Here is a 14,130-nt window from a genome sequence, read left to right on the forward strand (position 1 = left end):
GCGAGCGCCCGGCACCTCACACGGAGAACCCTCATGTTGAACAAGCACCTGCTGATCGGCGCTTCCCTGGCGCTGGCACTGGGCAGCGGCGGCGCGCTGGCCGGCGTTTCCGCCGGCGAGGCGGCGCAACTGAAGTCGAGCCTCACCCCGCTGGGCGCGGAGAAGGCCGGCAACGCCGCCGGCAGCATTCCCGCCTGGACCGGCGGCATCACCCAGGCGCCGGCCGGCTACAAGCCGGGCCAGCACCACCCGGACCCGTTCGCCGCGGACAAGCCGCTGTTCACCATCGACAAGGCCAACCTGGAGCAGTACAGGGAACACCTGACCCCGGGTCAGCTGGCGCTGTTCAAGACCTACCCGGACAGCTTCCGGATGCCGGTCTACCCCAGTCGCCGTTCCGGCTCGGCGCCGCAGTGGCTGTACGACAACACCTTCGCCAATGCCACCAGCGCCAGGCTGCTGGACGGCGGCAACGGGTTCGCCGACGCCTATGGCGGGGTGCCGTTCCCGATTCCGAAGAGCGGCGTGGAGGCGCTGTGGAACCATGTCGCCCGCTACCGCGGCACCTATGTCGTGCGCCGCGCCTCGGAAGTCGCGGTACAGCGCAACGGTAGCTACTCGCTGGTGACCTCGCAGCAGGAAGCGCTGTTCAAGTACTACCTCAAGGGCGGCAGCTTCGCCGACCTGAACAACCTGATGTTCTACTACCTGTCGTTCACCAAGAGCCCGGCGCGCCTGGCCGGCGGCGCGGTGCTGGTGCACGAGACCCTCGACCAGGTCAAGGAGCCGCGCCAGGCCTGGGGCTACAACGCCGGCCAGCGCCGTGTGCGGCGTGCGCCGAACCTTGCCTACGACACGCCGATCGCCGCCGCCGACGGCCTGCGCACCGCCGACGACACCGACATGTTCAACGGCGCGCCGGACCGCTATGACTGGAAGCTGCTGGGCAAGAAGGAAATCTACATTCCCTACAACAACTACAAGGTCAGCAGCCCCGAGGTGAAGTACGAGGAACTGCTCAAGCCGGGCCATCTCGATCCGCAATACACCCGCTACGAACTGCACCGCGTGTGGGTGGTGGAAGGCACCCTGAAGCCGGGCGCGCGGCATATCTACTCCAAGCGCACCCTGTACCTCGACGAGGACAGCTGGAGCGCGGCGGTGGTCGACCAGTACGACGGTCGCGGCGAACTGTGGCGGGTGTCCATGGCCTACCTGAAGAACTTCTACGACCTGCCGTACACCTGGAGCGCGCTGGACGTGTTCCACGACCTGCAGGCGCGTCGCTACCACGTGCAGAACCTGGACAACGAGGAGCCGGGTACCATCGACTTCACCCAGGCGATACCGGACGACTCCTACTTCAAGCCCTCGGCCCTGCGCCGCCGCGGCACCCGCTGATCGCTCCGCTCGCCGGCGCCGACCGCTTCCCTCCGGGGAGGAGGGCGGCGCCGATCCCCCGTTACAGACGGCTTACACGCTTAACAAAAGATAACGTGGCTTCAATTGTCTCCGTCGCCAAACGCTGGCTATATAACGCTCACCACGAACCACTAATAACAACAACGGGGACGGTATCCATGCGTGAGCCCATGACGTGGCGCACTTCGCCCGGCCAATCCGCGGACGCTTCGCGGCATCCGGCCATTCCTTCCAGATCGCCCCTGGCCAGCAGGGCCCTGTCGTTTCTCGGGGCGCTTTCTCTTCTGACCTTCGCCGCGACCCCGGTCCTGGCCGAGTCGACGCCAACCGCCGCGCCGCCGCAATTCGCCGTGGAATCGCCGAAGGCCGCCAGCAGCCTGCTGCTCAGCGTCGCCCATGCCGGCAAGCGGCTGGTCGCGGTCGGCGACCGTGGGCATATCCTGCTCTCCGACGACGACGGCAAGACCTGGACCCAGGCCAAGGTGCCGACCCGCCAGTTGCTCACCTCGGTGTTCTTCGTCAACGAGCGCAAGGGCTGGGCGGTCGGGCACGATGCGCAGATCCTCGTCAGCGACGACGCCGGCAGCACCTGGACCAGGCAGTTCGAGGACCTCGGCCGCGAAGCGCCGTTGCTGGACATCTGGTTCGCCGACGAACAGCACGGCCTGGCCGTCGGTGCCTATGGCGCGCTGCTGGAGACCCGCGACGGCGGCCAGCACTGGGAAGACGTCAGCGAGCGCCTGGACAACGAGGACCAGTTCCACCTCAACGCCATCGCCGCGGTCAAGGACAACGGCCTGCTGGTGGTCGGCGAAGCCGGCAGTCTGTTCCGCTCGAAGGACTGGGGCGCCACCTGGGAAAAACTCGAAGGCCCCTACGAGGGCTCGCTGTTCGGCGCCATCGGTACCGCCGATGCGGGCGGCGTGCTGGTCTACGGCCTGCGCGGCCACCTGTTCCGCTCCGCCGATTTCGGCGACAGCTGGGAAGAGATACCGCTGAAGGCGGCGTCCGGCGACCTGGAATTCGGTCTCTCCGACGGCGCGCTGCTGGCGGACGGGCGTATCGTCGTGGTCGGCCACGGCGGCAGTGTCCTCGAAAGCTCCGACGGCGGGCGCAGCTTCAGCGTGTTCAACCGTCCCGACCGGCTGTCCCTGGCCGGCGTCAGCGCCACCGGCGACGGCCACCTGATCCTGGTCGGCCAGGGCGGCGTGCACCTCGCTGCGGCGAACGGTGCCGCGCTCGAACAACCACAATAAGGCGGGGTCGCATGAGTGCCATGAACCAGCATCAGCAAAACAAGGCGAGCCTGCTCGAACGCCTGATCTTCAACAACCGGCCGGTGGTGATCTTCCTCTGCCTGCTGGTCAGCGTCTTCCTGTTCTACCAGGCCACCCAGGTGCGGCCGTCCACCAGCTTCGAGAAGATGATCCCGCTGGAGCACCCGTTCATCCAGAAAATGCTCGAGCACCGCAACGACCTGGCCAACCTCGGCAACACCGTGCGCATCTCGGTGGAGGCGGTGAACGGCGACATCTTCACCAAGGAGTACATGGAAACGCTCCGGCAGATCCATGACGAGGTGTTCTACATCCCCGGCGTCGACCGTTCCGGCCTGAAGTCGTTGTGGAGCCCCAGCGTGCGCTGGACCGAAGTGACCGAGGAAGGCTTCGCCGGCGGCGAGGTGATCCCGCAGACCTACGACGGTTCGCCGCGGGCGCTGGAGGAACTGCGCAACAACGTGCTCAAGTCCGGGCAGATCGGCCGCCTGGTAGCGAACAACTTCAAGTCGAGCATCGTCGACGTGCCGCTGCTGGAGATGTACCCGAATCCGAAGAACCAGAGCGAACTGATCAAGCTCGACTACCGCCAGTTCTCCCATGAGCTGGAAGAGAAGATCCGCGACAAGTACCAGTTGCAGAACCCCAACGTGAAGGTGCACATCGTCGGCTTCGCGAAGAAGGTCGGCGATCTGATCGACGGGCTGGTGATGGTGGTCGGCTTCTTCGGTATCTGCCTGCTGATCACCCTGGTCCTGCTGTACTGGTTCACCAAGTGCATCCGCAGCACCATCGCCGTGCTGATCACCACCCTGGTGGCGGTGCTCTGGCAGCTCGGCCTGCTCAACCTGGTCGGTTTCGGCCTCGATCCCTATTCGATGCTGGTGCCGTTCCTGATCTTCGCCATCGGTATTTCCCACGGCGTGCAGAAGATCAATGGCATCGCCTTGCAGTCCAGCGGCGCCGACAATGCGCTGATGGCGGCGCGGCTGACCTTCCGCCAACTGTTCCTGCCGGGGATGATCGCGATCCTCGCCGACGCCGTCGGCTTCATCACCCTGCTGGTGATCGACATCGGGGTGATCCGCGAGCTGGCCATCGGCGCCTCGATCGGCGTGGCGGTGATCGTCTTCACCAACCTGATCCTGCTGCCCGTGGCGATCTCCTACATCGGCATCAGCAAGAAGGCGGTACAGCGCAGCAAGGACGACGCGGTGCGCGAGCACCCGTTCTGGCGCCTGCTGTCGAACTTCGCCAGCCCGAAGGTGGCCCCGGTGTCCATCGCCATCGCCTTGCTGATGCTCGGCGGCGGCCTCTGGTATGGCAAGCACCTGAAGATCGGCGACCTCGACCAGGGCGCGCCGGAACTGCGTCCCGACTCGCGCTACAACCTCGACAACGACTTCATCATCCGCAACTACTCGACCAGTTCGGACGTGCTGGTGGTGATGGTCAAGACCACCCCGGAAGGCTGCTCCACCCACCAGGCCCTGGCGGCCATGGACGAGCTGGCCTGGAAGCTGGAGAACACCGAGGGCGTGCAGTCGGCGATCTCGATGGTCACCGTGTCCAAGCAGGTGATCAAGGGGATGAACGAAGGCAACCTGAAATGGGAGACCCTGTCGCGCAACCAGGACGTGCTGAACAACTCCATCGCCCGTGCCGACGGTCTCTACAACACCGACTGCTCGCTGGCGCCGCTGCTGGTCTTCCTCAACGACCACAAGGCCGAGACCCTCGACCGCGCGGTGGCGGCGGTGCAGGCCTTCGCCGCGGAGAATGACAAGGACGACCTGCAGTTCCAGCTGGCCGCCGGCAACGCCGGGATCGAGGCCGCCACCAACGAGGTGATCAAGCAGTCCGAACTGATCATCCTGGTGCTGGTGTACATCTGCGTGGCGGCCATGTGCATGATCACCTTCCGTTCCTTCGCCGCGACCCTCTGCATCGTCCTGCCGCTGATCCTCACCTCGGTGCTGGGCAACGCGCTGATGGCGGCGCTGGGCATCGGCGTGAAGGTCGCGACCCTGCCGGTGATCGCCCTCGGCGTCGGCATCGGGGTGGACTACGGGATCTACATCTACACCCGCCTGGAGTCTTTCCTGCGCATGGGCCTGCCGTTGCAGGAGGCCTACTACGAGACCCTCCGCTCCACCGGCAAGGCGGTGCTGTTCACCGGCCTGTGCCTGGCGATCGGCGTGGCCACCTGGATCTTCTCGGCGATCAAGTTCCAGGCCGACATGGGCCTGATGCTGACCTTCATGCTGCTCTGGAACATGTTCGGCGCCCTCTGGCTGCTGCCGGCCCTGGCGCGTTTCCTGATCAACCCGGCCAAGCTGCAGGCCAGGAAGGCCTCGCTGTTCGCTCACTGAGTCGCACCGAGCCTCGCCAAGACCGCGGCCCCGGCCGCGGTTTTTTTCGCGCGGAGGAAGGCCGCCGCGCTTCAGTCCGGTGTGGCGGGGAATAGCAGCTCGCAGCGGAAGCGCTGCTCGTCGCTGCTGTAATGCAGGCGCCAGCCGCTCTTCTGGCACAGGCGCTGGACCAGGTCGAGGCCCAGGCCATAACCGAACGCCATCGACTCGTCCGTGCCCTGGGCCGCGCCGATGGGGTTGCTGATCAGCAGGCTGCGGTCGCGCACGACGATTTCCACCACGCCCTCGTCGCTGTACTGCAGGGCGTTGCGCAGCAGGTTGCCGATGATGATCCGCGCGCGGGTCTGCGGCAGGCTGTGTGGCTCCACGTCGAGGTGGAAGGTCAGGCCGCGGCGCTGGCTCAGCGCCTGCTGTTCCTCGAGCAGCTCCTCCAGCAGGCGACCGACCTCGATGTGTCCGTCGTCGCGCAGTTCGCCGCTCTCGCGGCTGAGCCAGAGCAGGGTTTCGGTCATCTGCTGCATGCCCAGCGCCGAGCGGCGGATGCGTTGCAAGGCATGCGGGGAGGGCGCGCGGCCGGGTTGGTCGAGCAGCTCCAGGTTCATGCCGATCACCGCCAGCGGGGTGCGCAGCTCATGGCTGGCGTAGCGCAGGAAGCGCTCCTCGCGCTGGCTGAAGTCCTTGATCCGGGTCACGCTGTTCCACAGGGTATCCGCCAGCACGTTGAGTTCGCGGTAGTTGAAGCGCGGCCGCTGGCTGTCCGGGGCGAGGTCGTCGAGGGTCATCGACCAGCGCGTCAGCTTGCGCAACGGCGCGACGATGAACCAGACCAGCAGGCCGACGGCGGCCAGCGAAGGCAGGGTGACCGATAGGGTGACGATCCAGGTCTGCCTGACGCGGGCGTCGATGATGGCGTCGGACAGCGGCGTGTCGATGCTGCCGGCGGCGTCGTTGTCGTAGAGGTAGAGCGTCTTGCCGTCGGCCAGTGGCTGGCGGACCACCACGTAGGCATCGTCGCTGGGCGCGTCGTCATCCTCCTCTTCGTCATCGTCGTCCCAGTTGCCGAGCAGTTGCATGGCGCCGATGCTCTTGTAGGGCGGGGTGTCGAGCATCTCCCTGAGTTTCGGCGGCAGCCCCACGGTGCCGACGCTGCCCTTGAAGTAGTAGCTGTCCGGCGCCGGCGTAGCCGGGTCTTCCTGGTAGCGCTGGGCGAAGTACAGCCCTTCCTCTTCCATCATCATGCTGAGCAGGTAGAGGGCGCCGGTCTCGCCGTAGTCGCCGAGCATGCGCGTGTAGACCAGCAGCACCCCGGCGAGGATCAGGCTGACGCCGCCGCCGACGATGGGGATCAGGCTCAGGCCGCGTTTCATTTGCGCTCCAGCTGGAAGCCGACGCTGTGCAGGGTATGGATCAGAGGGGGGGCGAACCCCTTGTCGACGGTGCTGCGCAGGTGGTGCATGTGCACGTTGAGGGTGTTGCTTTCCGGCGGCTCGTCGCCCCAGACGCTGCGCCCCAGCTGCTCGCGGGTGACCAGCGCGGGGCTGGCGCGCATCAGGCACTCGAGGATCTTCCAGGCGGTGGGGGACAGCGCCAGGGGCGTGCCGCCGCGGCTGGCCTGGCGGCTGTCGAGGTCCATCACCAGGTCGTCGACTTGCAGGCGCTGGGCCTGGCCGCTGCGGCGCCGGCTGAGGGCTTGCAGGCGGACCAGCAGCTCCGGCAGTTCGAAGGGCTTGAGCAGGTAGTCGTCGGCGCCGGCGTCGAAGCCGTCGAGCTTGTCCTGCAGGGTATCCAGGGCGGTGAGCATGAGTACCGGGGTCTGCAGGCCGGCTTCGCGCAGCTGGCGACAGACCTGCCGGCCGTTGATGCGCGGCAGCATGATGTCCAGCAGGATCACGTCGTAGCGGTTGGCGCGCGCCAGGTTGAGGCCGGCCTGGCCGTCGCGGGCGTGATCGCAGACCACCCCGGCGGCCTCGAGGTAGTCGATGACGGTGCCGGCGAGATCGAAGTTGTCTTCGACGACGAGTACGTGGATATGCATGGTATCTGTTCGCATGACGGATGGGACGCTGTGCCTGGTTCGCCGCGGGCGTTGCCCGCGCCTACTTGAGCACCTTGATCGGCTTCACCGGGGTGCCGTCGCTCCACTGGCCCATGCCGGTCTGCTCCAGCGTAGCGCCCAGGGCGTACTGGCGGTTGCGGTTGTAGAACGCCGCGTCGGTGAGGCCATCGAACAGCTTCCAGGTGCCGTACCAGTCGAGGGCGTCGATCACCAGCGGGTCGTGGCCGGTATAGCGGCCTTCGGCCTGCTGGACTTCGAGGCGCTTCTCGACGCGGTCGAGCAACCAGTCGCTGTCTTCTTCCTTCGGATACTGCGGGCCGAATACCGGCGCGGTGGGCGCCGCGTGGTTGGCCAGCAGCGGCGGAGCGCCGTGGCGATCGCTGCGCAGCAGCAGGAGGTTCTTGTCGCTGGGCGGAATGTGCCGGCTCTGGCGGTAGATGCGCTTGGCGTCGGTGCAGGCCACGTGGCTGTCCTCGTCGCCGCAGACCGCCAGCAGCAGGGTGCCCTTGGCCAGCCCCGACAGGCGTTCCTGGGCCACGCCGTCCCAGCGCTTGCCCTGGCTCTTGCCGGGCTCGACCACCATCAGCGCCTTCGCCGCCGGCAGCTTCAGGCGTTCGCTGGCGGCCGCCAGGTTGGCGGCGAGCAGTCCGCCGGCGGAGTGGCCGAGGTAGGCGACCTGGTTCAGCCGCGGGCGCACCCCCAGCTCGCCGGCCTGCAGGCGCCTGAGGGCGTCGCCGAGGGCGCCGGCGGCATTGTCGAGGAAGTCTGCGTTGGGCGTCTTCAGGTCCGGCTGGTAGCGCGGGTAGACCACCACCATGCCGCGGCGGACGATATGGTCGATCCAGGCGCGGTAGAGGTCCGGCTGCATCACGCTCCAGCCGTGCAGGAAGATCACCAGCGGAGCGTTGCCGGGGACCGGTTGCTCGGGGGTGAAGACCCAGTATTCGCGAGCGCCTTCGCCGAAGTGCCACTGATGCACGCTGGCATGGCGATAGGCCGCGCCGCCCGGCCCTTCGGCCGGCTGCGTCGGCGGCGTGGGCGCGGTCGGCGGTTCGGCGGCCGTCGCGGCGTGGCCCAGGAGCAGGCCGCACAGGACGAGGTACAGGGTACGGAAGCGCATGCGGGCCCTCTTGCGGAATCGGAATGTCGTGCCAGTCCTAACCATAGCGCCGTTCAGCGCGGATAGAGCGGTGGCAGGCCGCCATTGTCGACCGCTCCCGCCGGCGCTTGTTCCGTGGTGGGCAGGGCGCGGATCGCCCGCCACAGGTCCTCGCCCTGCCAGGAATGGCCGCTCTCGCTGTACAGCGCGCCGTTGAGGCCATCCAGGGCGTCGGACAGCGGTACGAAGCGGGCCGCCATGTCGGCCAGGGTATCGGGTTGCTGACGAGCCCAGGCGTCTAGGGCCTGGCGGGTCGCCTGGGGATCGTTGGCCAGGCAGGCGCGGCGCAGCTCGTCGAGCAGGCTGCGGCTGCTCGGGCCGTTGGCTGCGGCGCGGATCACCGCCGGCAGCTGGCGGGCGCGCCACCAGAGGCCGAAGCCGAGCAGGGTGGTCAGGGCCAGCACGGCGGTAGCCAGTTGCCAGGGCCAGAGCGTCGGCTCCAGGCGTTCGCCGAGCGGCAGCGCCGCCGCCGGCGGCTCCGCCTCGGCCTGCGGCGCGGCGGCCACTTCCAGGGTGCGCGGTGGCAGGCTGGTGCGCTCCAGGCGGTCTTCGCGGGTGTTCCACCAGACCACTTCGAGCGCCGGCAACTCGATGCGCCCGGCCTGCTCGGGCACCAGCGCCTCGCGTTCCTCGCGACTGCCGATGAGGCCCTGGTCGGTGCTCTGGTCGGCCAACTGCGGTTGGTCCGGGTAGCGCCGCAGGCCTTGCACGTCGGGCAGCGGCAACGGCGGAAGCTGGGTGCCGGAAAGCCCCTCGACCTTCAGCAGCACATTGCGCGTCAGCGATTCGCCGACCTGCGCCTGCTCCGGCTGCGGGCTCCAGCTTTCGCTGATGCTCAGCGCGCGGGCCGGCATCCAGGGCGCGTCGGCCGGATAGTCGGCAGGCTTGGGCCGGACCTGCAGCGGGATGCTCGGCGAAGTCACCCGCATCTGCCGGCCGGGGCGCGGGCCGAAGGGGTTGTAGTCGTCGCTGCCACGGTCGACCAGGGTCGCGCTGAAGGCTTGCGCAGGAATCTCCAGGGTGCCGCTCTTCTGTGGGAAGATCGCGTAGCGCACCTCGATCACGCCGTGGCGGATGCCGTTGATCTCCTTCTCGTAGGTACGCGCCTCGCCGAGCTGTTCGACCTTCGCGTCGTTCATCGCCAGCGGGGTCAGGCTGCTGTCGTCGTATAGCGACACCGAGTGGTAGATGCGCAGGGTGAGGATCGCCTGGGCCTGCACGTAGACCGTCTCCTGGTCGACGCTGGCATCGATGAAGACCGGCGCCAGCTTGCTGCTCTTGGCGCGGTCGCGCGCCTCCAGTACGTGCAGCCTGATCGGCTGGGTGCTGCTGGCGCCGAGGCTGATCGGCGGGATCGCCACGTAGCCGCTCTGCTTCGGCAGGAGGGTGACGATCCAGCGGGTGGTGGCCTGGGCCCGGCCGTTCTGCGTGGCGAGACGGTTGACCTGGCGCGTGCCGAGGACCTCGAAGAGGGCGTCCAGCGGGCTCAGGTCGGGCTTGCCGAAGAGGGTCGGGTCGTCCGATTCCAGCGTCAGTTCGACGCTTTCCCCTTCGGTCAGGCGGGCGCGGTCGACGCTGGCGCTGAAGCTGGCGTGGGCGGAGACGCAGAGGAGCGCGAGAAGCAGGCTGCAGAACAGGCGGATCATGGCGTGGCTTCCTGGCGTTGCTGCTGTTGGTACCAGAACTTGCGCCGCAGCAACTCGGCGGGATCGTCGGGAATCTGTCGCAGCCATTGCTCGAGGGCCTGGCGACGTTCGTCGTCGAGTCCGTCGTCGGCTTCCTCGTCGCCCGTCCGCTCGTCCTCGGCGTCGGGCTGCGGCTGCGCTTGGCCGGGTGCTCCGGCGGTCTTCTCGCCTTCGTCTTCCGGCAGGCTGGTCGAGGGCGCCGCGGCCTGGGCCTTCTGCGCATCGACGGTCGCCGCGTCGCGCGGCGGCCGCTGGCTGCTTCCGGATGGCGGACTCTGCTGGCTCGCTTCCTGGCGCTGTTCCTTGTTCTCGCCGGCCTGCTGCTGCGCCGCCTGTTCCTGGCGCTGGCGCAGCAGTTCCTCGACCAGGGCCTTGTTGCGTTGCGCGGCGACCAGTTGCGGCTGGCGCTCCAGGGCTTGTTCGTAGGCGTCGACGGCGGCTTCCAGTTCGCCCTGGCGGGCCAGGGCGTTGCCACGGTTGTAGTGATCGTCGGCCTGGTCGCCCTGGGCGAAGGCCTGGGCAGCGGCGGCGTAGTCGCGGGCCTGGTAGAGCGACAGGCCTTTCCAGCGGAAGTCCTCGAAGCGCTTCGCCGCCTCGTCCGCCTGGCCCCGTTGCAACAGGCGCTGGCCTTGCTGGTCCGGACGCAGCCAGAGGTCTTCGAACTGGAAGGCCATGGCCGGTTGCGGCAGGCTCAGCATCAACAGCGGCAGGCAGAACAGCCAGCCGCGCCGTCCGGCACAGGCGGCCAGCAGGAGCAGCGGCAGGAGCAGCCAGTAACCCTGGTCGGCCCAGCGCTGCAGGCGCAGCAGGGCGTTCTCGCGGTCTTCCTCCAGCGTGCCGCCGCGGGCCAGCAGGCCGAGGCTGTCGAGGTCGCGGTCGTTCGGCCGCAGGCGCTGGTAGCCGGCGCCGATCTCCGCGGCGAAGCGGCGCAGCCCGCTTTCGTCGAGCCTGGGCAGGAGGATGCCGCCCTGGTCGTCCTTGAGGAAGCTGCCATCCTCCTGTTGCACCGGAGCGCCCTTCGGCGTGCCGACGCCGAGCACGGCGAGGCGCGCCGCCCGGTGCTCGAGGGCGCTGCGGATGCCCTGGCGCTCGGGTTCGCTCAGCCCGCTGGTCAGCAGCAGCAGGCGGCCGCGGCCCTGGGCGCCCTGTTCCAGCAGGTCGAGGGCCTGGCGCACGGCGAGGTCGGCGCGCTGGCCGGGCTCGGGCATGATCGAAGGTTTCAGGGCGTCGAGCAGGTTGCGCGCGGTGAGCTGGTCGTCCGACAGCGGCACCAGGGTATGCGCGCTGCCGGCGTAGACGACGATCGCGGTCTGCGCGTCGTTGCGCGTGCGAAGCAGGTCGAGCAGCTTGCGCCGGGCCTGTTCCAGGCGGGTTGGCGACAGGTCGCCGGCAAGCATCCCGGGAGTCAGCTGGAGGATCGCCACCAGCGGGTCGCTACGCTTCATCGAGGGCTGTTCCAGTTGCTGCCAACTGGGCCCGAGCAAGGCCAGCAGGGCCAGCAGCCAGGCGATGCCGAGGCAGATCCAGGGCATGCGGTTCTGCCGCCCGGCGCCGCCGACCAGCAGCCAGGGCTGGAAGGCCGTCGGCAGCAGCAGTTGCCAGCGTCCGGCACGACGCTGGCGATGCAGCAGCTTCCACAGCAACCAGCCAAGCAGCGGCGCCAGCAGCAGCCAGTAGGGGCGCAGCCAGTGTGGCCAGGCGTCCAGCAACAGGTTCATGGTTGCCTCCCGGAACGGCGGCGCGGCCAGGTCCGGTTTTCCCGTGGCCAGAGTTCCAGCGCCACCAGCAGCACGCTCAGGCCGAGGGCGGCGGCCAGCGGCCAACTGTACAGCGCCAGGGCCGGGCGCGCCCGGGTAGTCTGCTGGGCGACCGGTTCGAGGCGGTCGAGGGTCGCGGAAATGCTTTCCAGCTCGGCGCTGGATCGCGCGCGGAAGTATTCGCCGCCAGTGATCTCGGCGATACCGCGCAGGGTCGGCTCGTCGAGATCGAGCCCCGGGTTGAAGCCGAACAGGCCGGGCACGCCGCCCTGCTGCGGGTCGGCGCCGACGCCGATGGTGTAGATCTTCACCTGTTGCTCGGCGGCCAGTTGCGCGGCGATCTGCGGGGCTATCTGTCCGCCGGTGTTGGCGCCGTCGGTGATCAGCACCAGCACCCGGCTTTCCGCGGGCCGCTGGCGCAGGCGCTTGACCGCCAGGCCGATGGCGTCGCCGATCGCGGTGTTCTTGCCGGCGATGCCGATCTGCGCCTCGTCCAGCCAGACCCGCACGGTGTGCCGGTCGAAGGTCAGCGGCGCCTGCAGGTAGGCCTGGCTGCCGAACAGGATCAGGCCGACGCGGTCGCCACGACGGTCTTCGATGAAGTCGCCGAAGAGTTTCTTGATCAGTTCCAGGCGGCTGATCTCGTCGTCCTGCCAGCGCATGTCGCGGTAGTCCATGGAGCCGGAGACATCCACAGCGAGCAGCAGGTCACGGCCGCTGGCGGGTAGCGGCAGGGGTTCGCCGACCCACTGCGGGCGGGCCGCGGCGAGCAGCAGGAGGAACCAGAGCAGGGCGAAGCGCACCTGCTGCCGCCAGGCCGGCAGGCGTGCGCGGGCACGGCGTCCGGCGAGGCTTTCGAGTTCGTCGAGGAAGCTCACCTTGAGCGCCGCCTCGCCGCTGTCGGCGGCCGGCAGCACCAGGCGCAGCAGCCAGGGCAACGGGGCGAGGGCGAAGACCCAGGGCCAGGCGAACTCAAACATGCTTGCGAATCCAGGTGGCGACGGCGGCGTCGAGGCCGTCCACGGCCTTGTCGTCGAGGGTGCAGTCGGCACGGTAGCCGCCTTCCACCAGGATCATCCAGCGGGTCAGGCCGGCGGCCGGGCAACGGTTGTCGAGGAACGCCAGCCAGGCGCGGCCGCTGAGGGCGTGGCTGCCGCTATCTGGCCAGCGCGCCCTGCAGACCCGCTTGAGCAGGCCGTTGATGGCCTGCAGCCAGGGCCCGGCGGAAGCCCTGCCGTAGGGCTTGGCAAGCGCGGCCAGTTCGGCCAGGGCCGCTTCGCGCAGCGGATCCAGCGGCGCTTCGCCGCGGGTGGCGATGGTGCGCCGCGGCAGGTGCCGACGCAGTCGCCAGAGCCCCCAACCGAGCAACGGCAGCAGGGCGGCCAGCAGCCACCAGCCGGGCGCCGGCGGCCACCAGCCGATGGGCGGGGGGGCGATCAGCGGTTCCAGCCGGTCGAGCGGATTCATGCGCGATACCCCGGCTGGTGTTGTTCCAGCAGGTCCCGCAACTGCTCCACCAGGTCTTCCTGGGTCGACAGCGGCAGCAGCGGCACGCCCAGTCGCTGGGCCAGCCGCTGCCAGCGCGCGCGGCGCGCCTCGGCCAGCTCGCGATAGGCCTGGCGCAGCTCGTCGGCGTGGGTGTCCAGCTCGAGGTCGGCGGCGCCTTCGCGGAAGCGCAGCAGTCCGGCGGCGGGGAGGGCATGGTCGAGCGGGTCGGACAGCGGCAGCAGCACCAGGTCGGTATGGCGTGCGATCAGGCTGAGTTGCTGCTCGGCGACGTCATTGAGGGTGCGCTCGTCGCACAGCACCAGGATCAGGCTGCCCGGGCGCAGCACTTCGCGGGCGCGGCGCAGGGCCAGGCCGAACAGTTCGCCAGGTCGCTCGGCCGGCGTCTCGCGCAGCTCGCGATTGGCCCGCAATAGCTGGTTGAACAGTTGCAGCAGGCTGTGCTTGCTGCGTCGCGGCTTGATTTCGTGGCAGTCGCGGTCGCTGAATACCAGGCCGCCGATACGGTCGTTGTGGGCCAGCGCCGACCAGCCGATGAAGGCCGCCGCGCGTGCCGCCAGCACCGCCTTGAAGCACAGGCCGGAGCCGAAGAACAGGCGCTGGCTCTGTTCGACCAGGACGAACACCGGTCGCTCGCGTTCCTCGTGGAACAGCTTGGTGTGCGGCTCGCGGGTGCGCGCGGTGACGCGCCAGTCGATGGTCCGTACGTCGTCGCCGGGCTGGTAGATGCGCACCTGGTCGAAGTCCACGCCGCGTCCGCGCAGGCGCGAGTGATGCAGGCCGACCAGCGGGCTGCGGCGGTTCTGCGAGGAGAACAGGCGCGCTTCGTGGAGCCGGTGGCGCATTTCCAGAAGCTCGTCGAGGCCCAGTTCGACGCCAGGGGCGGCGCTCAGCAT

General features: G+C 68.7%; 11 protein-coding genes. 3 read left to right on the forward strand and 8 right to left on the reverse strand.

Features of this window, described 5'->3' with window-relative positions; genetic code table 11:
* The first annotated feature begins 33 nt into the window (after window positions 1–33).
* The 3 genes from AC4OR5_RS04430 to AC4OR5_RS04440 all read left to right on the forward strand — a co-directional run bounded on the left by AC4OR5_RS04430 (window position 34) and on the right by AC4OR5_RS04440 (window position 5,071).
* Window positions 34–1,401, forward strand: a complete 1,368-nt coding sequence (locus AC4OR5_RS04430) for a DUF1329 domain-containing protein (RefSeq protein WP_003091320.1) — start codon at window positions 34–36, stop codon at window positions 1,399–1,401.
* A gap of 179 nt (window positions 1,402–1,580) precedes the next feature.
* Window positions 1,581–2,678: a WD40/YVTN/BNR-like repeat-containing protein gene (locus AC4OR5_RS04435; RefSeq protein ID WP_003110477.1), complete on the forward strand. Its 1,098-nt coding sequence runs from the start codon at window positions 1,581–1,583 to the stop codon at window positions 2,676–2,678.
* Window positions 2,679–2,689: 11 nt separating this feature from the next.
* Entirely contained in the window at window positions 2,690–5,071 is a 2,382-nt protein-coding gene (locus tag AC4OR5_RS04440; RefSeq protein WP_003138533.1) for an efflux RND transporter permease subunit, read from the forward strand.
* Window positions 5,072–5,142: 71 nt separating this feature from the next.
* Here the strand turns inward: AC4OR5_RS04440 and cprS are convergent, their stop codons facing one another.
* The 8 genes from cprS to AC4OR5_RS04480 form a co-directional block, all read right to left on the reverse strand.
* Window positions 5,143–6,438: a cationic peptide sensor histidine kinase CprS gene (gene cprS, locus AC4OR5_RS04445; RefSeq protein ID WP_058160239.1), complete on the reverse strand. Its 1,296-nt coding sequence runs from the start codon at window positions 6,436–6,438 to the stop codon at window positions 5,143–5,145.
* Window positions 6,435–7,106 carry a cationic peptide response regulator transcription factor CprR gene (gene cprR, locus AC4OR5_RS04450; RefSeq protein WP_034065065.1) on the reverse strand — a complete coding sequence of 224 codons (672 nt, stop codon included), beginning with the start codon at window positions 7,104–7,106 and terminating at the stop codon, window positions 6,435–6,437. Before cprR ends, cprS begins: the two co-directional genes overlap by 4 nt.
* Before the next feature lie 61 nt (window positions 7,107–7,167).
* The gene (locus tag AC4OR5_RS04455; RefSeq protein ID WP_058160238.1) at window positions 7,168–8,247 is read right to left on the reverse strand and encodes an alpha/beta hydrolase fold domain-containing protein; all 1,080 of its coding nucleotides are present in this window, start codon (window positions 8,245–8,247) and stop codon (window positions 7,168–7,170) included.
* A 53-nt stretch (window positions 8,248–8,300) separates the two neighbouring features.
* Window positions 8,301–9,932: a BatD family protein gene (locus AC4OR5_RS04460; RefSeq protein WP_003113945.1), complete on the reverse strand. Its 1,632-nt coding sequence runs from the start codon at window positions 9,930–9,932 to the stop codon at window positions 8,301–8,303.
* Window positions 9,929–11,689 carry a VWA domain-containing protein gene (locus AC4OR5_RS04465; protein WP_003138538.1) on the reverse strand — a complete coding sequence of 587 codons (1,761 nt, stop codon included), beginning with the start codon at window positions 11,687–11,689 and terminating at the stop codon, window positions 9,929–9,931. Before AC4OR5_RS04465 ends, AC4OR5_RS04460 begins: the two co-directional genes overlap by 4 nt.
* The gene (locus tag AC4OR5_RS04470) at window positions 11,686–12,708 is read right to left on the reverse strand and encodes a vWA domain-containing protein (protein WP_003091297.1); all 1,023 of its coding nucleotides are present in this window, start codon (window positions 12,706–12,708) and stop codon (window positions 11,686–11,688) included. Before AC4OR5_RS04470 ends, AC4OR5_RS04465 begins: the two co-directional genes overlap by 4 nt.
* Window positions 12,701–13,195 carry a DUF4381 domain-containing protein gene (locus AC4OR5_RS04475; RefSeq protein ID WP_003091296.1) on the reverse strand — a complete coding sequence of 165 codons (495 nt, stop codon included), beginning with the start codon at window positions 13,193–13,195 and terminating at the stop codon, window positions 12,701–12,703. Before AC4OR5_RS04475 ends, AC4OR5_RS04470 begins: the two co-directional genes overlap by 8 nt.
* Window positions 13,192–14,130, reverse strand: coding sequence for a DUF58 domain-containing protein (locus AC4OR5_RS04480; protein WP_003091295.1), 939 nt, complete (start codon window positions 14,128–14,130; stop codon window positions 13,192–13,194). The genes AC4OR5_RS04475 and AC4OR5_RS04480 overlap by 4 nt, the downstream gene beginning before the upstream one ends.

The organism is Pseudomonas sp. YA1 (genome assembly GCF_058680555.1).